We start from the raw sequence: 21,389 nt of genomic DNA, 5'->3' as shown, positions 1-21,389 counted from the left end.
ATGCCCACGCCGCCGCGGTCCTCCCGGTCCACCGCCGGCCCCCAGCGCCGCCCCCAGCCCCCCGCCGCCCGCCGCGCTCCGCGCAGGCCCGCGCCGCCCGCGCGCAAACCGCGCTGGGCCCTGCGGGCGGCCACCACGCTGTCCGTGGTGGTCCTCGCCTCCGCCGGCATCGGGCACGCGGTGATGACCAGCCTGGACGCGGACATCGCCCGGGTCGACCCCTTCAAGGACATGAAGAACCGCCCGCAGGCGGGCCACGGCATGAACCTGCTGCTCGTCGGCACCGACGGCCGGGAGAAGATCGGCCAGGAGGAGCGTCGCACGTACCGGCTGGGCGGCGCGCCCTGCCACTGCACCGACACGATCATGATCGTGCACATCTCGGAGAACCGGGACCGGGCCAGCGTGGTGAGCCTGCCGCGTGACTCGTACGCGGTGACGCCGGCGCACGTCGACCGTACGTCCGGCGAGCGGCACGACGGACACCCCCTCAAGCTGAACGCCGCGTACGCCGAGGGCGGGCCGCAGCTGACCGTGCGCACCGTCGAGGACATGACCAAGGTGAAGATCGACCACTACCTGGAGGTCGACTTCACCAGCTTCATGAAGACGGTGGACGTGGTCGGCGGCGTGCAGATCTGTACGGCCGACCCGCTGCAGGACAGCTACACCGGGCTGAACCTCCCGGCCGGCCGGCACACGCTCCGGGGCGGGCAGGCGCTCCAGTTCGTGCGCGCCCGCCATGTCGACGGGGCCTCCGACCTGGGCCGCATGAAGCGGCAGCAGCGCTTCATGGCGGCGCTCGTGGAGCGGCTCACCTCGTCCGGGATCCTCCTCAACCCGATGAAGTTCCGGGACGTGACCCGGGCGGTGCTCGGCTCGGTACGCGCCGACAAGGGCTTCGGCACGGACGAGATGCTGGACCTGGGCCGCGCCATGCGGAACTTCTCCCCCTCCTCCTCCGAGTTCACCACCGTCCCGGTCGGGCAGCTGGGGTTCTTCGTGAAGGGCGTCGGCTCCACGCTGAAGTGGGATCCCGTGAAGGCGGAGCGCCTCTTCGAAGCCCTGCGCAAGGACCAGCCGCTGTCGGTGCACCGGCCGCGTGGGGCCGCCCGGGTCGTCCCGGTCGCCCCGCAGCAGATCCGCGTCCAGGTGGAGAACGGCACCCGCACACCCGGCCTCGGCCGCAAGGTGGACGCGGCCCTGGCGGCGACGGGCTTCCGCACGACCCGTGCGCCCGTGAGCGCCGCCACCCTCGACGTGAAGCGCACGGTGGTCGCGTACGACCCCGGCTGGGACCGCTCGGCCAAGTCCCTCGCGGCCGCCCTGCCGGGCAGCGAGCTGCGCGCGGTCCCGGGCCTGGGCGCGACCCTGAAGGTGATCGCGGGCCAGGACTTCGAACGCGTCCGCAAGGTGCGGGCCGAGGACCCGGGGCAGGGCGAGGCCCGGGTGGTGCGGGGGGACGAGGTGGCGTGCGGTTAGGGCCTGCCGTACGGCCCGAGGACCTGCCGCCCGGCTCCGGGTCCGGCAGCCCAGGTGGCCCGGGTCAGTCCTCGAAGCCCTCCGCCGCGCGCTTCTCGCGCAGGTCCATGATCGCTCGGCGGCGGGCCAGGCGGTGGGTGCGGCGGATCTGGGCCTCCTGGCAGCGGCGCTTGTCGCGCTCCGTCTCCGGAAGGACCGGCGGAACCCGGCGCGGCTTGCCGTCGGCGTCGACCGCCGCGAAGACGAGGTAGGCCGAGCCGACCTGCGTGGGCGGGGCGGACTCGTTCCAGCGTTCGGCCAGGACCCGGACCCCGACCTCCATGGACGTCCGGCCGGTCCAGTTGACCTGCGCCTTGACGTGCACCAGGTCACCGACGCGGACCGGCTCCAGGAACGCCATCTCGTCCATGGACGCGGTGACCGCCGGCCCGCCGGAGTGCCGTCCGGCCACGGCCCCCGCAGCGTCGTCGACGAGCTTCATGATCACACCGCCGTGCACGGTCCCCAGAAGGTTCGTGTCGTTGTGGGTCATGATGTGGCTGAGGGTGGTGCGGGACGCCGAAGTCGGCTTGCCCGGGATATCCGGACTGCCGGAATCCGCAGCTGGGGCCTGGTCTGTCATGGCCTCTACCTTAAGCCGAGGCTGCGCGTGGGGGTTTTGTGTCAGCTTCGCCACAGCCGTGCTCTGATTTTCCGACGACTCTTGTATGGCGTACCACCGGGACCTGCACACTGGGGCGCATGAATGACTGGCCCGAGGGATTCTCCGGTGACAACCGCGGCAACCGCTTCGGACGCGGCAGCTCGAGCGCACGGCCCGAGAGCGCCCGCGTCATGCGGCAGGTCCGCCGCGGCCCGGCGGCATCGCCCGGGCAGGCGGGATACGGCGGCGCCCCGCCGTACGGCGGCGGCGTACCGCAGCAGCCGTCCTACGTGGACGGCGGCGGCTACGGCCCCGGTGACGGCTACGACAGCGGCTACAACACCGGCCAGGTCTACGGCTCCCCCGGCGGCAGAGGCCCCGGCGGCCCGGGCGACGGCATGTACGAGCCGCGTCCCGCGCCGAACTGGCGCCGCCGCATCAAGGTGACCGCCATCACGCTGGTCACGCTGCTCGTCGTGACGAGCGTCGGCACCTACTTCTGGGCCGACTCCAAGCTCAACCGCGAGGTCGACCTGTCGAAGGTCATCGACCGGCCGGAGGCGGGCGAGGGCACGAACTACCTGATCGTCGGCTCCGACAGCCGCAAGGGCATGTCGGCCGAGGAGAAGAAGAAGCTGCACACCGGGTCCGCCGAGGGCAAGCGCACGGACTCGATGATGATCCTGCACACCGGCGGCGGTGCCCCGACGCTGGTCTCGCTGCCGCGCGACTCCAACGTCACGATCCCGTCGTACAAGGGCTCCGACTCCGGCAAGCTCTACCCGGCCACGGGCCGCCAGACCAAGCTCAACGCGGCCTTCGCGGAGGACGGCCCGGAGCTGCTGGTCCGCACGGTCGAGGCCAACACGGGCCTGCACATCGACCACTACGTGGAGATCGGCTTCGCCGGCTTCGCGAACATCGTGGACGCGGTCGGCGGCGTCGAGATGGACATCCCGCAGGACATCAAGGACACCAAGTCCGGCGCGAACTTCAAGAAGGGCGAGCAGACGCTGAACGGCGAGCAGGCCCTCGCCTTCGTCCGCACCCGCTACGCGCTCGCCGGCTCCGACCTGGACCGTACGAAGAACCAGCAGAAGTTCCTCTCGGCCCTGGCCAACCAGGTCGCCACCCCGGGCACGGTCCTCAACCCCTTCAAGCTGTACCCGACCATGAGCGCCGGCCTGGACACCCTCGTGGTCGACAAGGACATGAGCCTGTTCGACCTGGCGTCCATGTTCTGGGCGATGAAGGGCGTCAGCGGCGGCGAGGGCAAGTCGATGAACATGCCGATCGCCGGCAACACCTCCAACGGCAACCTCCAGTGGAACACCGCGAAGGTGAAGACGCTGGTGAACGAGCTGAAGAACGACGAGAAGGTCACCGTCTCCGGCAACTGAGCGGGAAGGCGAGGCTGCTTCTCGGGCCGTGGCGAAGGGGGCACCCGGGCGGGTGCCCCCTTCGCCGTGCGGTGGTTCTCACATCGAGGCGCCCGACATCGAGCGGCACGACTCGGCACAGCGGCGACATGCCTCGGCGCAGCGCATCATCTGCGCGTCCTCCGGCATGGACATACACGCCTCGGCGCACATGTCACAGGCCCGGGCGCACATCGCGCACATCTCGGCCATGAGCGGGGAGCGGCGCATCATCATGTCGGCGCACATGCGCGTCATCTCGGCGCAGTCCATGACCGCGCGCATGATCTGCATCTGGGCCGGGCCGCCCATCTGCAGGCAGGAGCTCATGGTCTCCTCGCACACGCTGTGGCAGGTCATGCAGGTCTGGACGCAGTCCTGCATCTCCTTGCTGAGCGGGGTGGTGGTGGCGGGCTGCTGGGTCATGACGTCCTCCCAGGGGATGGCGGGAGCCGCGGATCGACGCCCGCTCCTCTCGTCCTACGCCTCCGGCCCCATGAGCACCACAGGGCGGACCGTCCCTCGTGTGTGAGGCACGACTCAGCGGGCTCTGCGTGAAAGCGCCGGCAGCGGCAAAAAGGGGATGCAGGCGCGCCGGGGTCCGGCGCGGCAGGGCGGGACGGGGCAACCGTGCAGGGGGGAGACCCACACATGACACAGCAGATGTACGACGAACCGCAGGCCGCGGGTCCGAGCGGCCGGAGAGGTACGGGCCCGAGAGGGCCGGAGGAACAGAAACTGCGGCTGCGCAGACGGCTGGAGCGGTTGATCGGCATCGCCGCGACCGAGGGCAACGAGCTGAAGCCGCTGCGCAACGGCGACGAGATCTTCCCGGCGATGCTGGCCGCCATCCGGGCCGCCGAGCACACCGTCGACATGATGACGTTCGTGTACTGGCGCGGCGAGGTCGCCCACGAGTTCGCCGACGCCCTGGCCGAGCGGGCCCGCGCGGGTGTGCGGGTGCGGCTGCTGCTGGACGGCTTCGGGGCCAAGGAGATAGAGCGGGGCCTGCTGGACGCCATGGACGAGGCGGGTGTCCAGGTGGCCTGGTTCCGCAGACCCACGCGCCTGTCACCGATGCGGCAGAACCACCGCTGCCACCGCAAGGTGCTGGTCACCGACGAGCACACGGCCTTCACCGGTGGCGTGGGCATCGCGGAGGAGTGGTGCGGCGACGCGCGCAACCCGGACGAGTGGCGCGACACTCACGTCCAGGTCCGCGGCCCCGCTGTGGACGGCATCGCCGCGGCCTTCGCCCAGAACTGGGCCGAGTGTCACGACGACCTCTACGACGAGCACGACCGCTTCACCACCCAGGAGCAGCCGGGACAGGCCACGGTCCAGGTCGTGCGGGGCTCGGCCTCGTTCGGCTGGCAGGACATGCAGACGGTCCTGCGCGTCCTGATCACCTCGGCACAGGAGCGCCTGCGGCTGGCCACGGCCTACTTCGCCCCCGACACCTACTTCATCGACCTGCTGGCCGCGGCCGCCCGTCGCGGGGTCGAGGTCGAGATCCTGCTCCCCGGACCGCACACCGACCAGCGGGCGTGCCTGCTGGCCGGGCGGCAGCACTACCAGACGCTCGTCGACGCCGGTGTGGACGTGCGGGAGTACCAGCCGACGATGCTCCACACGAAGATCATGACGGTGGACGGGGTCTGCTCCCTCATCGGCTCCACGAACTTCAACCGCCGCTCCATGGAGCATGACGAGGAGGTCGTCCTGGCCGTCCTCGACGAGGACTTCACGGCGCGGCTCGACGCCGACTTCGAGACGGACAAGAAGCGGAGCGAGCCGATCGACCCGGCCCGCTGGAAGCGGCGGCCCCTCACCGAGCGCCTGACCGAGGCGGCGGTGACCCCGATCCGCCGCTTCCTGTGAGAACGCCGGGGGCCGGAACGTCCGGCCCCCGGGGCCGGGCTACGGCAGGTTGCGGGCCATGACGATCCGCTGAACTTGGTTCGTTCCTTCATAAATTTGCGTGATCTTGGCGTCGCGCATCATGCGCTCCACCGGGTAGTCGCGGGTGTAGCCGTAGCCGCCGAGGAGCTGGACCGCGTCCGTGGTGGCCTCCATCGCCACGTCCGAGGCGAAGCACTTGGCGGCGGCGCCCAGGTAGGTGAGGTCGGCGTCGACGCGCTGGGAGGCGGCGGCGGCCTGGTAGGTCAGGGCGCGGGCGGCCGAGATCTTCATGGCCATGTCGGCGAGCATGAACTGGATGCCCTGGAAGTCGGCGATCGGCTTGCCGAACTGCTTGCGCTCCTGGACATAGCCCTTGGCGTAGTCGAGGGCGCCCTGGGCGATGCCGAGGGCCTGGGCGGCGATGGTGATGCGGGTGTGGTCGAGGGTCTTCATCGCCGTGGCGAAGCCGGTGCCCTCCTCGCCGATCATGCGGTCGGCGGGGATGCGGACGTTGTCGAGGTAGACCTCGCGGGTCGGGGAGCCCTTGATGCCGAGCTTCTTCTCGGGGGCGCCGAAGGAGACGCCCTCGTCGGACTTCTCGACGACGAAGGCGGAGATGCCCTTGGAGCGCTTGGTGGGGTCGGTGACGGCCATCACCGTGTAGTACTCGGACTCGCCGGCGTTGGTGATCCAGCGCTTCACGCCGTTGAGGATCCAGTGGTCGCCGTCGCGGACGGCCTTGGTCTTCATGCCGGCGGCGTCCGAGCCGGCGTCCGGCTCGGAGAGGCAGTAGGAGAACATGCCCTCGCCCTTGGCGAGCGGGGTCATGTACCGCTTCTTGAGGTCCTCGGAGCCGGAGAGGATCACCGGCAGGGAGCCCAGCTTGTTCACGGCCGGGATGAGGGAGGAGGAGGCGCACACGCGGGCGACCTCCTCGATCACTATGACGGTGGCCAGCGCGTCCGCGCCGGAGCCGCCGTACTCCTCGGGTACGTGCACGGCGTGCAGGTCGTTCGCGACCAGGGCCTGGAGGGCTTCGCGGGGGAAGCGGGCCTCCTCGTCCACCGCGGCGGCGTGCGGCGCGATCTTCGCCTCGGCCAGCGAGCGGACGGCGTCACGGAGCATGTCGTGCTCCTCGGACGGGCGGTACAGGTCGAAGTCAGCCGATCCGGCCAAGGTCTCTCACGCTCCAAAACGCTGCGATGCTGACGCTAACTACCGTTAAGTAATCAAAAGTTTATGGGGTCGCCCACCCGAGTGATACGTGAGCTAGGCGACAGCGGAGAAGTTGCCCGGTGAGGCGCGCCGCCATGCCCCGGCTATGCTCGGGCGCGCACCGCATGCCGTAGACCCCTGGAGTTCCCATGGCCCTGAAGATCACCGTGATCGGCACCGGTTATCTCGGCGCGACACACGCGGCGGCCATGGCCGAGCTGGGCTTCGAGGTGCTCGCCCTCGACGTGGTGCGCGAGAAGATCGAGAAGCTGGAGCGCGCCGAGGCCCCGATGTACGAGCCGGGCCTGGAGGAGCTGCTGCGCAAGCACGTGGCCGGCATCGAGGGCTCCAGCGGACGGCTGCGCTTCACCCGGGACTGGGCCGAGCTGGGCGCGTTCGGCGATGTGCACTTCGTCTGCGTGAACACCCCGCAGCGGCACGGCGAGTACGCCTGCGACATGAGCTACGTCGACGCCGCGATCGCCTCGCTCGCCCCGCATCTGCACGGTCCGGCGCTGGTCGTCGGCAAGTCGACCGTGCCGGTCGGCTCCGCGGACCGCCTCGCTGCCTACCTGGCCGCGCACGCGCCCGCCGGTCAGGACGCCGAGCTGGCGTGGAACCCGGAGTTCCTGCGCGAGGGTTTCGCCGTCGAAGACACGCTGCACCCGGACCGTCTCGTGGTGGGTGTGCGCAGCGAGCGGGCCGAGAAGCTGCTGCGGGAGGTGTACGCGACGCCGATCGCCGAGGGCTCGCCGTTCGTGGTGACGGACTTCCCGACCTCGGAGCTGGTGAAGACCTCCGCGAACTCCTTCCTCGCCACGAAGATCTCGTTCATCAACGCGATGGCGGAGGTGTGCGAGGCGGCGGGCGGTGATGTCGCCAAGCTGGCGGAGGCCATCGGGTACGACGACCGGATCGGCAGGAAGTTCCTGCGGGCCGGGATCGGCTTCGGCGGCGGGTGTCTGCCGAAGGACATCCGGGCGTTCATGGCGCGCGCCGGTGAGCTGGGTGCGGACCAGGCGCTGACGTTCCTGCGGGAGATCGACTCGATCAACATGCGCCAGCGCGGGCAGATGGTGGAGCTGACCCGGCAGGCGCTGGGCGGCGGGCCGTTCCTGGGCAAGCGGGTGGCGGTGCTGGGCGCGACCTTCAAGCCCGACTCGGACGACGTCCGGGACTCCCCCGCGCTCAACGTGGCCGGGCAGATCCATCTGCAGGGCGGCCAGGTCACGGTCTACGACCCGAAGGGCATGGACAACGCCCGCAGCGTGTTCCCGACCCTCGGCTACGCCGGCTCGGCGCTGGACGCGGTGCGCGGCGCCGACATCGTGCTGCATCTGACGGAGTGGCGGGAGTTCCGGGAGCTCGACGCCGAGGCGCTCGGCGAGGTCGCCGCGGCCCGGGTCATCCTGGACGGCCGCAACGCCCTGGACCCGGAGCTGTGGCGCAAGGCCGGCTGGACGTACCGGGCGATGGGGCGTCCCAAGGCCTGAGCGCGTAAGGCGCCCACAGGCGACGCCGGTTCGGCCGAGGCTCAGTCGGCCGAACCGGCGTCTTCGTGCATTCTGCCCCACCCGGACGGGTGGCGGGGCGGCTGGAGCGCTTTGGGCGGAGCGGGCCGGGCAGGACGGCGCCGCGGAGGCCCGCCGGGGCCCCGCTACGCTCCCTTGGCCCGGTAGCGGCGCATCTTCGCGCGGGCCCCGCAGACCTGCATGGAGCACCAGCGGCCACGTCCGGCCGGGCTGCGGTCGTAGTAGGCCCAGTGGCAGTCGGCGGCCTCGCAGGCCTTGAGGCGGGTCCAGGTGCCGGCGACCAGGGCCTCGGCCACGGCGGCGGCCACACGGGCGTGCAGGGAGCTGCTGTCGGCGGGGGCCAGGGCGGCCGAGCCGTCCGCCGCGTCGACGGTGACGAGGAGCGGGGCCTCGGCCAGGAGCGCGCCGAGCGGGGTGACCTCGCGGTGCGGCGGGTGGCCGGCGTGGGCGAGCAGGGTCGCGCGCAGGGACTCGCGCAGGGTGCGGGCCCGGTCGGTCTCGTCCGCGGTGATGCCGAGGCGCTCCCGGCCTTCGCGCGTGTCCAGCGCGTCGGCGCCGGACTCGATGTCCAGCGTGTTCACCAGGGCCTCGACCAGGGTCAGGCCGCCGGGCGCGGGCGATCTCTCCGTCATGGCTGGACCGTACCTCTCGCGAATTCCCTTGCGAGGTTACCGCCTATGGGGGAGCATGCAGTAACGGTTACTGGTTACCCGTCCCTGTGGGTAACGTCGACTTCGAGGAGGAAGTCATGGCTCTCGCCAAGCTGGGTGTCGTGGTCCTGGACTGTCCCGACCCGCACGCGCTGGCCGGTTTCTACGCCGAGGTGCTCGGGGGTACGCCGACGGTGGAGACGGACGGGGACGACGTGTGGATCGACCTGAAGGTGCCGGGCGGCACCCCCCTGGCCTTCCAGGCCGCTCCCGGACACGTGCCGCCGCCGTGGCCGTCGCCCGACGGCTCGCAGCAGTTCCACCTCGACCTGGTGGTGGACGACCTGGACGAGGCCGAGAAGGGCGTGCTGGCCCTCGGCGCGAAGGCGCTGGACGCCGAGGACCGGAAGCGTTCCTTCCGGGTTTACGCCGATCCGGCCGGGCACCCGTTCTGCCTCTGCGCCTGCTGACCCCTGGAGGCCCTATGTCCGCCGTGGCACGTTTCCGTTCCGTGGTCGTCGACTGCCCCGACCCTCACGCGCTGGCCCGCTTCTACGCGCAGGTCGTCGGCGGTACACCGGAGCGGGAGGACGACGACCCCGGCTGGGTGGTGCTGCGCGTCCCCGGCGGCCCCAGGCTCGCCTTCCAGCGCTCGCCGGACCACACCGCGCCGGAGTGGCCGCGGGCCGACCGCAACGCCCAGCAGTTCCATCTGGACTTCGACGGCGGAGCGACCTGGGACGAGATCGACGCGGCCGAGGAGCGGGTGCTGGCGCTGGGCGCGCGGGTGCTGGACAAGGAGGACGACGAGAAGAAGGGCTTCCGCGTCTACGCCGACCCGGCGGGACACCCGTTCTGCCTGTGCCGGATCGAGCCGTAGCCAGGCAGAACGGCTTCGGGCCGGGCAGCACGACCGGCCCGACGAGCCGGAACGGGCCTGCGGCCCCGCTACCCGTCCAGCTCCGAGATCTTCGCTGTCGACGGCTCCCGGCGTTGCTGGGCGGCGCGGGCCGTGAAGTCGGCCCCGCGCAGGACGCGCTGGACGTTGCCCCAGGTCAGCTGGGCCACATCGGCCTCCTCCCAGCCGCGCCGCAGCAGCTCGGCGACCAGGCGCGGATAGCAGGAGGTGTCGGCGAGCTCCTGCGGGTGGGCCGCCCCGGAGTCGTAGGTGCCGGACAGTCCGACGCAGTGCGCTCCGGCCACGTCCCGGATGTGGTCGAGGTGGTCGGCGACGTCGCGGACGGTGGGGCCGGCCTGCTCGGCGGTCAGCGGCACCAGGCACAGCCCCTTGGCCGCGCCCAGCTCCGCCAGCAGGTCGTCGGGGAGGTTGGCGGGGTGGGGGCGCAGGCTCCGGGCGGCGGAGCGGCTGCACAGCACGGGGGCCCGGGACAGGCTCAGGGTCCGGCGCAGGGTCGGCACGGAGGCGCCCGAGAGGTCCGCGATCACGCCGAGGCGGTTCATCTCGCGCACGACCTCCTCACCGAACCGGGTCAGCCCCGCGTCACTCGCCCAGGACACCCCGGCCAGGGTGAGGACACGCAGCCCGAGCAGGTGCAGCTGGCGCAGGATGCCGAGCGAGTCGCCCAGGGACGCGGCACCGGCGGGGCCGAGCAGCACGGCGACGCGGCCGCAGTTGCGGGCGTCCGCGACCTGCCCGGCCGTGCAGGCGGGCCGCAGTCCCTCCTCGCAGGTCCGCACGATGGTCTTCGCCAGGTCCAGTTGCTCCAGGGTGGCGCCCACGGCCCGGTCGCCGACGAGGCCCTCGGGCAGGTGCAACGACCAGAACAGGGCGCCCACATGCCCGCTGCGCAGCCGGGGCACGTCCGTGTCGACGGTGCTCTCGCCGTCCTGAAGGTCGTACCAGGAAAGGCGCTTGAGCGCCCAGGGCAGTCCGTTGTAGCCGTCGGCCACGGGGTGGGCGGCGAGGATGGCGCGGGCCCGGGTCATGGGCGCGTCTTCCGGGTCGGAGACGGGCTCGTAGGGCTCCGCCGTGACAAGGCCCTCGTCGGGGTACGGCTCGGCCAGCTCGTCGAACTCGCCGGCGGCCGCGGCGCCGGTGCGCAGGTCGTCCTGGAGGTCTGCCATGGCGGCTCCGTACGGTCGTTCGTGAGGTACGGTCACCGTCGCACGGAGTGGGACGCGGTTCCTGGTGGGCGGGGCGTTCGGAGTACGGCGCCGGCCTCGCGCGCGGGTGCCCTCAGGACGGCCGGGCGGCCTCGATCACCTCGTCCAGGGTGTCCCGCGAGCGGACCAGATCGGCGATCATCCGGTCGATGCGGGCCCGCTCGGCGGTGAGGTCCGCGACCAGCTTCGGGGTGGCCACGACGGAGGGGCCGCCGTCGGTGTCCCGCATGCAGGGCAGCAGCTGGACGATCTTCTCGCTGCACAGCCCCGCCGCGAACAGCTCCTGGATCCGGATCACCCGGTCCACGGCCGCCTCCGGGTACTCCCGGTGCCCGCCCGGGGTGCGCTCGGCGAACAGCATCCCCTGCTTCTCGTAGTAGCGCAGCGACCGCTCGCTCACGCCGGTGCGCCGGGCCAGTTCACCGATCCGCACGTGCCACCCCCGGACTTGAATCTGACATCAGTGTCAGGTTCTAGCGTACCGGCATGACGTACTCGACAGCACTCTTCGAACCGGCTCGGCTGCCCGCGCTGGACCTGCAGCCGTCTGGTGATGGCTCCGCTGACCAGGAACCGGGCCGCGGCCGACGGCACTCCGACCCCGCTCATGGCCACGTACTACGCCCAGCGCGCCTCGGCCGGACTGATCATCGCCGAGGCCTCGACCCCGAACGCGACCGGGCAGACGTACCCGAACATCACCGCCGTCCACAGCCCGGCGCACGTGGCCGGCTGGCGGCGGGTCACCGATGCGGTGCGGGACGCGGGCGGGCGGATGTTCCTGCAGCTCCAGCACGGCGGCCGGGTCGGCCACCCCGCGACCAGCGGACTCACGCCGGTCGCGCCCTCACCCGTCCCGCTGCCCGAGACGATCCACACGCCCCAGGGGCGCGTGCCGTCCGTCGTCCCCCGGGAGATGACCGCCGAGGACATCCGCACCACCGTCGCCGACTTCGCGAAGGCGGCCCGCAACGCCGTGGACGCCGGGTTCGAGGGGGTGGAGGTGCACTCCGCCAACGGTCATCTGCTGCACCAGTTCCTCGCCCGCAACACCAACCTCCGCACCGACGGCTACGGCGGCTCCGTCGCCGCCCGGATCCGGTTCACCGCCGAGGTGACCGAGGCCGTGGCCGCCGAGATCGGTGCGGAGCGGACGGGGCTGCGGGTCTCCCCCGGCAACACCGTCAACGGCATCGCGGAGGGCGAGACGGAGGAGCTCTACCCCGCGCTCGCCGCGCGGCTCGGCGGTCTGGGCCTGGCCTATCTGCACCTGGTGCACGCCGACCCGGACACATCGGTGTTCCGGAAGGTACGCGCCGCCTGGCCGGGCGTGCTCATCGGCAATCCGGTGCTGAGGGAGGTCTCCACGCGGGAGGTGCACCGGGCCTCCGGGGCGCTGCTGGCCGCCGGGGCCGACCTGATCGCGCTGGGCCGGCCCTTCCTCGCCAACCCCGACCTGGTGGCGCGGCTGCGGCTCGGGGCGCCGCTCAACGCGATGCGCGACCGGTACTTCATGTACGTGGGCGGGGCGGCCGGCTACACCGACTACCCCGCCCTCGACGCTCAGCCGGCGGGCGCGTCCAGCGACTCGATCGTGGCGTTGGACGGCGGCCGCGTCGCCTGAAGACCCCGGGCGACGTCCTCCGCCGCGTCCAGCACCCGGACCGCGTTCTTCCAGGTCAGCTTGGCCAGGTCGGCCTTGGACCAGCCGCGGTCGAGCAGTTCCGCGAGGAGGTTCGGGTAGCCGGAGACGTCGGCGAGGCCGTCGGGGGTGAAGGCCGTGCCGTCGTAGTCGCCTCCGATGCCGAGGTGGTCGATGCCGGCCACCTCGCGCATGTGGTCCAGGTGGTCGGCGACCGTCGACACCGTCGCGACCGGGCGCGGGTGCCGCTCCTCGAAGGCGCGGTGGACCTTCATGGCCTCCGCGGTGGTGTCGAGGTGGTGGAAGCCGTGCGCGCGCATGTTCTCGTCGGCCTCGGCCGTCCAGTCCACGGCCGCCTGGAGCACGAACTTCGGCACGAACGTCACCATCGCCATGCCGCCGTTGGCGGGCAGCCGCTCCAGGACGTCGTCGGGGATGTTGCGCGGGTGGTCGCACACCGCCCGGGAGGACGAGTGGGAGAAGATCACCGGGGCGGAGCTCGCGTCGAGCGCGTCCCGCATGGTCGTCGCCGCGACGTGGGAGAGGTCGACGAGCATGCCGAGCCGGTTCATCTCCCGGACGACCTCACGGCCGAACGCGGTCAGGCCACCGGCCTTCGGCTCGTCGGTCGCGGAGTCCGCCCAGTCGACGTTGTCGTTGTGGGTGAGGGTCATGTACCGCACACCGAGCCCGTACAGGCCGCGCAGGGTGCCCAGGGAGCCCGCGATGGAGTGGCCGCCCTCCGCGCCCATGAGGGAGGCGATACGCCCCTCCCCGCGCGCGGCCTCCATGTCGGCGGCGGTGAGCGCGGGGCGCAGGTCCTCGGGGTGGCGGGTCAGCAGCTGCCGTACGCAGTCGATCTGTTCGAGCGTGGCGGCGACCGGGTCGGGCGCGTCCGTGCGGACGTACACCGACCAGTACTGCGCGCCGACCCCGCCCGCGCGCAGCCGGGGGATGTCGGTGTGCAGGTGGGCGCTCTGGTCGGTGGCGATGTCGCGGGCGTCGAGGTCGTAGCGGACCTGCTCGCGCAGCGCCCAGGGCAGGTCGTTGTGGCCGTCGACGACCGGGAACTCCCGCAGGAGTTCCCGGGCTGCCTCCTGGGAGGTCATCGCCGTCACTTCCCCGCGCCGAAGCCGAAGCCGCCCGAGCCCTCGACCTTGGAGCGCAGGCGCTTGCCCTTCTCGGTGGCCTGGTCGTTCAGCTCCTGCTGGAAGTCGCGCATCCGGCCGCGCAGTTCCTCGTCGTGCGCGGCGAGGATGCGGGCCGCGAGCAGCCCGGCGTTGCGGGCCCCGGCGACGGAGACCGTGGCGACGGGGACACCGGCCGGCATCTGCACGATGGACAGGAGGCTGTCCATGCCGTCGAGGTACTTCAGCGGCACGGGCACGCCGATGACCGGCAGCGGGGTCACCGAGGCGAGCATGCCGGGCAGGTGGGCGGCGCCGCCCGCCCCGGCGATGATCACCTTGAGCCCGCGGGCGTCGGCCTGCTCGCCGTAGGCGACCATCTCGCGCGGCATGCGGTGCGCGGAGACGACGTCGACCTCGTAGGCGATCTCGAACTCGTCGAGGGCCTTGGCGGCGGCCTCCATGACGGGCCAGTCGGAGTCCGACCCCATGACGATGCCAACAACAGGGCTCATTCGGTGATGGTGCCTCTCAGGTAGCCGGCAGCGTGACGGGCGCGCTCCAGCACCTCGTCCAGGTCGTCGCCGTAGGTGTTGACGTGACCGACCTTGCGGCCGGGCTTCACGTCCTTGCCGTACATGTGGATCTTGAGCTGGGGGTCGCGTGCCATGCAGTGCAGGTACGCGGAGTACATGTCCGGGTAGTCGCCGCCGAGGACGTTGACCATGACCGTCCACTCGGCACGCGGGCGCGGGTCGCCGAGGGGCAGGTCCAGGACGGCCCGGACGTGGTTGGCGAACTGGCTGGTGACCGCGCCGTCCATCGACCAGTGGCCGGAGTTGTGGGGGCGCATCGCGAGCTCGTTGACGAGGATCCGCCCGTCGCGGGTCTGGAACAGCTCGACCGCGAGGTGCCCGACGACGCCGAGCTCCTTGGCGATGTTCAGCGCCATCTCGGAGGCCTCCAGGGCGAGGGCCTCGTCGAGGTCGGGGGCCGGGGCGATGACCGTGTCGCAGACGCCGCCCACCTGGCGGGACTCGACGACGGGGTAGGCCACGGCCTGGCCGTGCGGGGAGCGCACCACGTTGGCGGCGAGCTCGCGCAGGAAGTCGACCTTCTCCTCGGCCAGCACGGGGACACCGGCCTTGAAGGGGTCGGCGGCCTCCTCGACGGAGTCGACGACCCACACGCCCTTGCCGTCGTAGCCGCCGCGGACGGTCTTGAGGACGACCGGGAATCCCTCGCCCTCGGCCGCGAAGGCCGCCACGTCCTGCGGATCGGAGACGAGTCTGTGTCTGGGGCAGGGGACGCCGATCGCGTCGAGCTTCGCGCGCATCACCCCCTTGTCCTGGGCGTGCACGAGCGCGTCGGGGCCGGGACGGACGGGGATGCCGTCCGCCTCCAGGGCCCTGAGGTGCTCGGTGGGTACGTGTTCGTGATCGAAGGTGATCACATCGCACCCCCGGGCGAACTCGCGCAGCGTGTCGAGGTCGCGATAGTCGCCGACGACGACATCGCTCACGACCTGCGCAGCGGAGTCCTGCGGGGTGTCACTGAGAAGCTTGAACCTGATGCCCAGCGGGATGCCCGCCTCGTGTGTCATACGAGCGAGCTGGCCACCGCCGACCATGCCGACTACCGGGAACGTCACGCCCCCAGGGTATCGGCCGCGCCAGGGTGGCCGGTTTCCTGTCCCCCACCGGCCCCGCCCGGACCATCTCCGGCCGCCCACCGGCATCCGCAGGAAGATCGCGCGGGAGGGTGGTTAGCATGGCTGGGTTGACGCCGACGAACGGACGGGGGCCTGTACGACCATGGAACGTGGTGCCTCCCGGCTCCGACGTGTCGTTCACGAAGTCGCCAAGTTCGGCGCGGTGGGCGGCGCCGGGGTGCTGGTCAACCTCCTCGTCTTCAACCTGGTGCGGCACACCACCGACCTCCAGGTGGTCCGCGCGAGCGTCATCGCGACCGTCGTGGCGATCGTCTTCAACTACGTCGGCTTCCGCTACTTCACGTACCGCGACCGCGACAAGAGCCGCCGTACCCGTGAGATGACCCTGTTCCTGCTGTTCAGCGCCATCGGCTTGGTCATCGAGAACGGCGTCCTGTACGCGGCCACCTACGGCTTCGGCTGGGACACCCCGCTGCAGAACAACGTCTTCAAGTTCCTGGGCATCGGCATCGCGACCCTGTTCCGCTTCTGGTCCTACCGTTCCTGGGTCTTCCGCGCGCTGCCCGCCCGGGAACCGGCCCCGGCCCCCCGGACCGAGCCCACCGACCTCCCGAAGACCAGGCAGCAGGTGCCGTGACCCGCACGCGGCGCGGTCCTGGGTCGTGTCCGCAAAGTCCCGTCGTCCGCCCGCGGGGCAGGCGGGACTTTGCGGAATGACCTAGCGGACCGTCGGCTCCTCGTCGTCGTCCGCGGGCTTGTGCAGGGGGGTGCGGGACAGGAACAGGCCGAAGACCGGGGGTTTGGTCTGGAGCATTTCCAGACGGCCGCCGTCGGCCTCCGCCAGGTCGCGGCCGACCGCCAGGCCGATGCCCGTGGAGTTGCGGCCGCTGATCGCCCGTTCGAAGATGCGGGCCCCGAGGTCGGCGGGGATGCCGGGGCCTTCGTCCGTGACCTCGATGACCGCCTGGTTGCCGGTGACGCGGGTGCGCAGGGCCACCGTGCCGCCGCCGTGCATGAGGGAGTTCTCGATCAGCGCGGCCAGCACCTGCGCGACCGCGCCGGGCGTGCCCACCGCACGCAGATGCCGTTTGCCGGAGCTGACGATCGCCCGCCCCGCGCTGCGGTACGCCGGCCGCCACTCCGCGAGCTGCTGCTGGATGACCTCGTCGAGGTCGAAGGAGACGGCGGAGCCGGTGCGCGGATCGCGGGAGTTCGTCAGCAGCCGCTCCACGACGTCCGTGAGCCGCTCGACCTGCGTCAGCGCGATGGTCGCCTCCTCCTTCACCGTGTCCGGGTCGTCGGTGAGGGTGATCTCCTCCAGCCGCATCGACAGCGCCGTGAGCGGCGTGCGCAGCTGGTGGGAGGCGTCCGCGGCCAGCCGGCGTTCGGCGGTCAGCATGCGGGCGATGCGCTCGGCGGAGCCGTCCAGCACGTCCGCCACCCGGTCCAGCTCGGGCACCCCGTACCGCTTGTGCCGGGGCCGCGGATCGCCCGAGCCGAGCCGCTCGGCCGTCTCCGCGAGGTCGGTCAGCGGCGACGCCAGCCGGTTCGCCTGGCGGACGGCCAGCAGCACCGCGGCCACCACGGCCAGCAGTGCGACGAGCGCGATGATCAGCAGCGTCCGGCCGACCTCCCGGGTCACCGAGGAGCGCGGCTCCTGGACGGTGACCGTCTCGCCCTCCTCGCCGGGCGCGGTCGCGGTGATGACGTCACCGTCCGGCCTGTCGCCGACCTCGATGGGCGACTCGCCCGGGATGCGGATCACCGCGTAGTAGCGGTCCTGCGTGACCTGCTGGCGGAGCACCTCCGCGTCGACCTGCTGCGCCCCGAAGAGCCGGCTGTCGACGATGCTGGCCAGCCGGACCGCCTCGGAGTCCACCCGCTCCTGGGCGCTGTTGCTGATCGTCCGGGTCTCGACGATGACGAGGGAGACGCCGAAGACGGCGATCACGACGAGCACCACGGCGAGCGTGGACTGGATCAGTCGGCGACGCATGTCCTGTTACCCGAGCCGGCCTCGCGGCTCAGCTCTTCTCGAAACGGAAGCCCACACCGCGCACGGTGGCGATGTAGCGGGGGTTGGCCGCGTCGTCGCCGAGCTTCTTGCGCAGCCAGGAGATGTGCATGTCGAGGGTCTTGGTCGAGGACCACCAGGTCGTGTCCCAGACCTCCCGCATCAGCTGGTCGCGGGTGACGACCCGGCCCGCGTCGCGCACCAGCACCCGCAGCAGGTCGAACTCCTTGGCGGTGAGCTGGAGCTCCTCCTCGCCCATCCAGGCGCGGTGCGACTCGACGTCGATGCGCACGCCGTGCGTGGCGGGCGGCTGCTGCGGCTCGGAGACCCCGCGCCGGAGCAGGGCCCGCACCCGGGCCAGCAGCTCGGCGAGCCGGAACGGCTTGGTGACGTAGTCGTCGGCGCCCGCGTCGAGCCCGACGACGGTGTCCACCTCGTCGGCGCGCGCGGTCAGGATGAGGATCGGGATGGCGTGGCCTTCGCCCCGCAGGCGACGGGCCACTTCCAGGCCGTCCATGCCGGGCAGACCGAGGTCGAGCACGACCAGGTCGACACCACCCTGCAGTCCGGCGTCGAGAGCGGTGGGTCCGTCCTCACGGACCTCGACCTCGTAGCCCTCCCGGCGCAGAGCACGGGCCAGCGGCTCCGAGATGGACGCATCGTCCTCGGCGAGCAGTACACGGGTCATGAGGTGATGGTAGACCTGCAACGCCCTGAGCTGGGGTGTGACCGGATCCCTTGATTCTTACCGTCGGCATGCGCGGTTCTTACGTGCGTGAGGTACGCGTAAGAACCTCCGCCCCTGGGATGGGATCGCGGTAAGGACCTTGGAAACGGGCGTACGGTTCCCCCGACACCTGTGATCCGTGTCTCAAGTCCTTCCATATGGGGCGGTGTCCTGCCGTATGGTGAATCAACGCCTGTAGCACCATGGCGACCTTCAGCGGCCGTTTGCCCTGAGGGTCTCTTTTGTGTGCGGGTCGGTTCCCGCCGGCCCCCCAACGTGAAACGACCTGTGGCCGGGCCTCGCAGTGCGGCGACGCGCGTAGAGGTGTGGATCCCCGTGGCGACCGCCCACCGCTCCGTGACCCGGAGCGGACCCCCCGAAGGCGTCGGGTGGACGGCCGTACCCACCGGTGCCGGCATACCCCCACCGGGCGCACCACCGCTGCTGCGGGGCGCGTCCCGAGCAGCAAGGAACGACCATGGCGTCCAGCCTGACGAAGGACTCGGCCCGACCGGGCACCCCCGGTTCCGAGAAGACCTTCTTCGGCCACCCCCGCGGACTGGCCACTTTGTTCATGACCGAGATGTGGGAGCGGTTCAGCTTCTACGGCATGCGGGCCCTGCTCGTCGTCTACCTGCTCTCCGGCGGTCCGGACGCCAAGAAGGGCAGCATGGGCGGCGGTCTGGGCATGGACCTCGCCACGACGACGGCCATCTACTCGGTGTACCTGTCGATGGTGTACCTGCTCGCCATGCCCGGTGGCTGGCTCGGCGACCGCGTCTGGGGACCGCGCAAGACGGTGGCGATCGCGGCCGTCACGATCATGGCAGGCCACCTGGTGCTGGCCCTGCCCGGCGGTCAGGCGCCCTTCTTCGCCGGTCTGGCGCTGGTGGCCCTGGGCTCCGGCCTGCTGAAGGCCAACATCTCCACGATGGTCGGCCACCTCTACGACGGGCCGGACGACCCGCGCCGTGACGGCGGCTTCACGATCTTCTACATGGGCATCAACATGGGTGCCTTCTTCGCGCCGCTGATCATCGGCACCGTCGGCCAGCAGGTGAGCTGGCACCTCGGCTTCGGTCTGGCCGCGGTCGGCATGGGCATCGGCCTCGTCGCCTTCCTCCTCGGCACCCGCAACCTCAGCCCGCAGAGCAACGTCGTGCCCAAGCCGCTGGCGGCCGAGGAGCGCGCGTCCTGGCTGCGCAAGGGCCTGCTGTGGCTGATCGTCGCGGCCGTCTTCTACGGCGTCGTCGGTTTCACCGGCCACTTCACCCTGAACTGGGCCATGATCCCGCTGACGGTCATCGGCCTGGTCATCCCGGCCGGCGTGCTGCTCCGCATCAAGCGTGACAAGGAACTCAGCACGGTCGAGCAGTCGAAGATGACCGGCTACATCTGGTTCTTCGTCGCGGCCGCCGCGTTCTGGATGATCTACGACCAGGGCGGCTCCACGGTCCAGGCGTTCGGTGAGACGAAGGCTTCCGGCTCGCTGCTCGGCTTCGACTTCCCGTCCTCCTGGTACCAGTCGCTGAACCCGGTGTTCATCATGGCGCTGGCCCCGGTGTTCGCCTGGATCTGGCTGTGGCTGAACCGCAAGGGCAAGGAGCCGAGCACCGTCGCCAAGTTCGCCGCGGCGCTGTTCTTCATCGGTGTCTCGTTCTTCTTCTTCCTGCTGCCGCTGGGCATGGCCGGTGGCGACACTCTGGTCAGCCCGATGTGGCTGGTGGGCATCTACCTGATCCAGACCGTCGGTGAGCTGTGCCTCTCGCCGGTCGGCCTGTCCGTGACGACGAAGATGGCCCCGGCCAAGTACGCCAGCCAGATGATGGGCGTCTGGTTCCTCGCGGTCACGGCGGGCGACTCGGTGACGGGTCTGCTCTCCAACCCGGCCGTCGGCGGCGTGGACCTGAGCGGCACCGGTGCGGTCGCCGCGGAGGCGGTGCTCGCCGTGCTGGCCGGTCTCGCGGTGTACATGTACCGCAGGCAGGTCAAGTCGCTGATGGGCGACGTCCACTGATCGCGGCCGTCTGATTCGCGGAGAAGGGCCGTCGCAACCCCCGGGTGTGACGGCCCTTCCTCATGTCCCGGTCCCTCTCGGCGGGTCGCCGTCCGGGGCGAACCAGGGCGTGGCGGAGGCCCGGCGGGGGGCCGGCAGCGGCAGGCGGCGGGCCGGGCGGGCCGCGTGCCCCGGGCGGCGCGGCCGTACGTGGTCGATCACGGCCAGTGCGCCGCGCACGAGTGCCGCCGGTACGACCAGGAGGGCGAGGATCCAGAACAGGGTCACGCCCCAGGGGCGGTCAACGCCCCAGGGGTGTTCGGCGAGCACCTTGCCCCCGTACTTCAGCGACACGGTGTAGTCGCCGTGCGCCCCGGCGCCGAGTTCCACGGGCAGCTCGACGCGGGCCCTGCCGCCGGGCCGGATCGTGCCGCGCCAGCGCTGGTCCTGCCACTCGGGGGCGTACACGCCGTGCGCGGTGCCGACCTGGAAGACCGGGTCCTTCACTGCGGACGTGCCGATGTTGCCGAGCGTGACCACGAGGGTCCGGGCGGGCGGGGAGCCGAACCAGGTGAGCAGGCCGCCGGAACCACGCAGCCGGGTGTCCGCGAGCAGGGACAGCCGTCCGCCGGCCGCCTCCGCGGGCAGCGGCTCGACCGTGTGCCCGGCGACCTGGAGGGCCGCGTCGGCCTCGGCCTCGGCTCCCGTCACGGTCGCCGCGTGCACCACGCAGGGGCACGGCACGGGCGGCTCCACGACGGGCAGTTCGCGGCGGAAGCGCCCGTCGGCGCCGGTGGTGACGGCCCGGCCGTCGGTGTTGGCGCAGGAGTTGGTGCCGCCGGTCACGCCCCGCCGCGGCTCGGCCTGCCCGCACACGAGCAGCGTCAGCAGGGCGCGCGGCCGCCAGCCGCTGCCGCTGACCGTGACCGAACCGCCCGTGCCCGCCTGGGCCTTGGACAGCTCGACGACGGGCCGGTCCACCGCGCCGACGGGCCCGGCACCCACCAGGACCAGCAGCAGCGCCAGCAGCACCGGCAGTGACACGTACGGAGAACGAACGGCGAACGGCATCGGCGGCTCCAGCAGTCCTACGGTGCCGGCACGGGGCCGGACCGAGCGGCGTACGGTCCTGCACACGGGCGGTGCGACCCGCCCGAAACGGCACCGGCGGCACCGGCAGCCGCACGGTGACGGCACGCGGCCCGACCGAGCGGCGTACCGTCCCGCACACGGGCGGTGCGACCC

General features: G+C 71.6%; 20 protein-coding genes and 1 pseudogene. 9 read left to right on the top strand and 12 right to left on the bottom strand.

Translation table 11 applies throughout. The features are described 5' to 3' along the window. Complete coding sequence (locus tag ACFCXS_RS15705) at positions 1 to 1,482, top strand: LCP family protein (protein WP_376643802.1); 1,482 nt, start codon at positions 1 to 3, stop codon at positions 1,480 to 1,482. 64 nt (positions 1,483 to 1,546) lie between these two features. On the opposite strand, the gene ACFCXS_RS15700 is transcribed toward ACFCXS_RS15705, so the two are convergent. Next, positions 1,547 to 2,104, bottom strand: coding sequence for an acyl-CoA thioesterase (locus ACFCXS_RS15700; protein ID WP_376643801.1), 558 nt, complete (start codon positions 2,102 to 2,104; stop codon positions 1,547 to 1,549). A gap of 119 nt (positions 2,105 to 2,223) precedes the next feature. Between ACFCXS_RS15700 and ACFCXS_RS15695 the strand changes: the two genes are divergently transcribed. Then, positions 2,224 to 3,525: an LCP family protein gene (locus ACFCXS_RS15695; protein ID WP_376643800.1), complete on the top strand. Its 1,302-nt coding sequence runs from the start codon at positions 2,224 to 2,226 to the stop codon at positions 3,523 to 3,525. Positions 3,526 to 3,603: 78 nt separating this feature from the next. Here the strand turns inward: ACFCXS_RS15695 and ACFCXS_RS15690 are convergent, their stop codons facing one another. Beyond that, complete coding sequence (locus tag ACFCXS_RS15690) at positions 3,604 to 3,969, bottom strand: four-helix bundle copper-binding protein (RefSeq protein ID WP_104780261.1); 366 nt, start codon at positions 3,967 to 3,969, stop codon at positions 3,604 to 3,606. Positions 3,970 to 4,194: 225 nt separating this feature from the next. Here ACFCXS_RS15690 and ACFCXS_RS15685 point away from each other — a divergent pair, with 225 nt between their 5' ends. Next, complete coding sequence (locus ACFCXS_RS15685; RefSeq protein WP_376643798.1) at positions 4,195 to 5,424, top strand: phosphatidylserine/phosphatidylglycerophosphate/cardiolipin synthase family protein; 1,230 nt, start codon at positions 4,195 to 4,197, stop codon at positions 5,422 to 5,424. Between the two features lie 39 nt (positions 5,425 to 5,463). Here the strand turns inward: ACFCXS_RS15685 and ACFCXS_RS15680 are convergent, their stop codons facing one another. Beyond that, positions 5,464 to 6,621, bottom strand: coding sequence for an acyl-CoA dehydrogenase (locus tag ACFCXS_RS15680; protein WP_358282308.1), 1,158 nt, complete (start codon positions 6,619 to 6,621; stop codon positions 5,464 to 5,466). A 188-nt stretch (positions 6,622 to 6,809) separates the two neighbouring features. Between ACFCXS_RS15680 and ACFCXS_RS15675 the strand changes: the two genes are divergently transcribed. Continuing rightward, positions 6,810 to 8,153, top strand: coding sequence for a UDP-glucose dehydrogenase family protein (locus ACFCXS_RS15675; protein ID WP_376643797.1), 1,344 nt, complete (start codon positions 6,810 to 6,812; stop codon positions 8,151 to 8,153). Positions 8,154 to 8,317: 164 nt separating this feature from the next. On the opposite strand, the gene ACFCXS_RS15670 is transcribed toward ACFCXS_RS15675, so the two are convergent. Next, positions 8,318 to 8,824, bottom strand: coding sequence for a CGNR zinc finger domain-containing protein (locus ACFCXS_RS15670; protein ID WP_376643795.1), 507 nt, complete (start codon positions 8,822 to 8,824; stop codon positions 8,318 to 8,320). A gap of 116 nt (positions 8,825 to 8,940) precedes the next feature. Here ACFCXS_RS15670 and ACFCXS_RS15665 point away from each other — a divergent pair, with 116 nt between their 5' ends. Both ACFCXS_RS15665 and ACFCXS_RS15660 read left to right on the top strand, forming a co-directional pair. Beyond that, complete coding sequence (locus tag ACFCXS_RS15665; RefSeq protein ID WP_376643794.1) at positions 8,941 to 9,312, top strand: VOC family protein; 372 nt, start codon at positions 8,941 to 8,943, stop codon at positions 9,310 to 9,312. 14 nt (positions 9,313 to 9,326) lie between these two features. Then, entirely contained in the window at positions 9,327 to 9,722 is a 396-nt protein-coding gene (locus tag ACFCXS_RS15660) for a VOC family protein (protein ID WP_376643793.1), read from the top strand. Positions 9,723 to 9,790: 68 nt separating this feature from the next. Here ACFCXS_RS15660 and ACFCXS_RS15655 read toward each other — a convergent pair whose 3' ends face one another. Both ACFCXS_RS15655 and ACFCXS_RS15650 read right to left on the bottom strand, forming a co-directional pair. Further along, a complete protein-coding gene (locus ACFCXS_RS15655; protein ID WP_376643792.1) occupies positions 9,791 to 10,927 on the bottom strand; it encodes a dipeptidase in 1,137 nt (378 codons plus the stop codon). 112 nt (positions 10,928 to 11,039) lie between these two features. Next, positions 11,040 to 11,399, bottom strand: coding sequence for a MerR family transcriptional regulator (locus ACFCXS_RS15650; protein WP_376643791.1), 360 nt, complete (start codon positions 11,397 to 11,399; stop codon positions 11,040 to 11,042). Between the two features lie 53 nt (positions 11,400 to 11,452). On the opposite strand from ACFCXS_RS15650, the pseudogene ACFCXS_RS15645 reads away from it, so the two are divergent. Continuing rightward, positions 11,453 to 12,590 (top strand): annotated as a pseudogene (locus ACFCXS_RS15645) (alkene reductase). On the opposite strand, the gene ACFCXS_RS15640 reads toward ACFCXS_RS15645, so the two are convergent. The 3 genes from ACFCXS_RS15640 to ACFCXS_RS15630 are packed head-to-tail and all read right to left on the bottom strand — an operon-like array spanning position 12,530 to position 15,386. Continuing rightward, positions 12,530 to 13,717 carry a dipeptidase gene (locus ACFCXS_RS15640; protein ID WP_376643790.1) on the bottom strand — a complete coding sequence of 396 codons (1,188 nt, stop codon included), beginning with the start codon at positions 13,715 to 13,717 and terminating at the stop codon, positions 12,530 to 12,532. The pseudogene ACFCXS_RS15645 and the gene ACFCXS_RS15640 overlap by 61 nt on opposite strands. A gap of 5 nt (positions 13,718 to 13,722) precedes the next feature. Further along, positions 13,723 to 14,250 (bottom strand): 5-(carboxyamino)imidazole ribonucleotide mutase, encoded by a 528-nt coding sequence (gene purE, locus ACFCXS_RS15635; protein WP_003990723.1) that lies wholly within the window; start codon positions 14,248 to 14,250, stop codon positions 13,723 to 13,725. Continuing rightward, entirely contained in the window at positions 14,247 to 15,386 is a 1,140-nt protein-coding gene (locus ACFCXS_RS15630; RefSeq protein ID WP_376643789.1) for a 5-(carboxyamino)imidazole ribonucleotide synthase, read from the bottom strand. Before ACFCXS_RS15630 ends, purE begins: the two co-directional genes overlap by 4 nt. A gap of 163 nt (positions 15,387 to 15,549) precedes the next feature. Here ACFCXS_RS15630 and ACFCXS_RS15625 point away from each other — a divergent pair, with 163 nt between their 5' ends. Next, positions 15,550 to 16,044, top strand: a complete 495-nt coding sequence (locus ACFCXS_RS15625; protein WP_376643788.1) for a GtrA family protein — start codon at positions 15,550 to 15,552, stop codon at positions 16,042 to 16,044. Between the two features lie 81 nt (positions 16,045 to 16,125). On the opposite strand, the gene ACFCXS_RS15620 is transcribed toward ACFCXS_RS15625, so the two are convergent. After that, the gene (locus tag ACFCXS_RS15620) at positions 16,126 to 17,403 is read right to left on the bottom strand and encodes an ATP-binding protein (protein ID WP_376643786.1); all 1,278 of its coding nucleotides are present in this window, start codon (positions 17,401 to 17,403) and stop codon (positions 16,126 to 16,128) included. A 28-nt stretch (positions 17,404 to 17,431) separates the two neighbouring features. After that, positions 17,432 to 18,109 (bottom strand): response regulator transcription factor, encoded by a 678-nt coding sequence (locus tag ACFCXS_RS15615; RefSeq protein ID WP_053675697.1) that lies wholly within the window; start codon positions 18,107 to 18,109, stop codon positions 17,432 to 17,434. A gap of 517 nt (positions 18,110 to 18,626) precedes the next feature. Here ACFCXS_RS15615 and ACFCXS_RS15610 point away from each other — a divergent pair. Next, a complete protein-coding gene (locus ACFCXS_RS15610; RefSeq protein ID WP_376643784.1) occupies positions 18,627 to 20,165 on the top strand; it encodes a peptide MFS transporter in 1,539 nt (512 codons plus the stop codon). A 60-nt stretch (positions 20,166 to 20,225) separates the two neighbouring features. Here the strand turns inward: ACFCXS_RS15610 and ACFCXS_RS15605 are convergent, their stop codons facing one another. Further along, on the bottom strand, positions 20,226 to 21,215 hold the full coding sequence (locus ACFCXS_RS15605) for a hypothetical protein (RefSeq protein WP_376643783.1): 990 nt from the start codon (positions 21,213 to 21,215) through the stop codon (positions 20,226 to 20,228). Positions 21,216 to 21,389: the final 174 nt, after the last annotated feature.

The organism is Streptomyces sp. NPDC056373 (assembly GCF_042262425.1).
Classification (GTDB): domain Bacteria; phylum Actinomycetota; class Actinomycetes; order Streptomycetales; family Streptomycetaceae; genus Streptomyces.
The sequence above is the reverse complement of the archived record's forward strand: the minus strand, read 5'-3'. Positions and strand labels throughout refer to the sequence as shown.

Excerpts from the sequence above, each read along its gene's own strand:
- ACFCXS_RS15675 (WP_376643797.1), top strand. The coding sequence starts at position 6,810 with ATGGCCCTGAAGATCACCGTGATCGGCACCGGTTATCTCGGCGCGACA.
- ACFCXS_RS15685 (WP_376643798.1), top strand. The coding sequence starts at position 4,195 with ATGACACAGCAGATGTACGACGAACCGCAGGCCGCGGGTCCGAGCGGC.
- ACFCXS_RS15615 (WP_053675697.1), bottom strand. The coding sequence starts at position 18,109 with ATGACCCGTGTACTGCTCGCCGAGGACGATGCGTCCATCTCGGAGCCG.
- ACFCXS_RS15655 (WP_376643792.1), bottom strand. The coding sequence starts at position 10,927 with ATGGCAGACCTCCAGGACGACCTGCGCACCGGCGCCGCGGCCGCCGGC.
- ACFCXS_RS15705 (WP_376643802.1), top strand. The coding sequence starts at position 1 with ATGCCCACGCCGCCGCGGTCCTCCCGGTCCACCGCCGGCCCCCAGCGC.
- purE (WP_003990723.1), bottom strand. The coding sequence starts at position 14,250 with ATGAGCCCTGTTGTTGGCATCGTCATGGGGTCGGACTCCGACTGGCCC.
- ACFCXS_RS15695 (WP_376643800.1), top strand. The coding sequence starts at position 2,224 with ATGAATGACTGGCCCGAGGGATTCTCCGGTGACAACCGCGGCAACCGC.
- ACFCXS_RS15660 (WP_376643793.1), top strand. The coding sequence starts at position 9,327 with ATGTCCGCCGTGGCACGTTTCCGTTCCGTGGTCGTCGACTGCCCCGAC.
- ACFCXS_RS15670 (WP_376643795.1), bottom strand. The coding sequence starts at position 8,824 with ATGACGGAGAGATCGCCCGCGCCCGGCGGCCTGACCCTGGTCGAGGCC.
- ACFCXS_RS15690 (WP_104780261.1), bottom strand. The coding sequence starts at position 3,969 with ATGACCCAGCAGCCCGCCACCACCACCCCGCTCAGCAAGGAGATGCAG.
- ACFCXS_RS15700 (WP_376643801.1), bottom strand. The coding sequence starts at position 2,104 with ATGACAGACCAGGCCCCAGCTGCGGATTCCGGCAGTCCGGATATCCCG.
- ACFCXS_RS15640 (WP_376643790.1), bottom strand. The coding sequence starts at position 13,717 with ATGACCTCCCAGGAGGCAGCCCGGGAACTCCTGCGGGAGTTCCCGGTC.
- ACFCXS_RS15620 (WP_376643786.1), bottom strand. The coding sequence starts at position 17,403 with ATGCGTCGCCGACTGATCCAGTCCACGCTCGCCGTGGTGCTCGTCGTG.
- ACFCXS_RS15605 (WP_376643783.1), bottom strand. The coding sequence starts at position 21,215 with ATGCCGTTCGCCGTTCGTTCTCCGTACGTGTCACTGCCGGTGCTGCTG.
- ACFCXS_RS15610 (WP_376643784.1), top strand. The coding sequence starts at position 18,627 with ATGGCGTCCAGCCTGACGAAGGACTCGGCCCGACCGGGCACCCCCGGT.
- ACFCXS_RS15625 (WP_376643788.1), top strand. The coding sequence starts at position 15,550 with ATGGAACGTGGTGCCTCCCGGCTCCGACGTGTCGTTCACGAAGTCGCC.
- ACFCXS_RS15665 (WP_376643794.1), top strand. The coding sequence starts at position 8,941 with ATGGCTCTCGCCAAGCTGGGTGTCGTGGTCCTGGACTGTCCCGACCCG.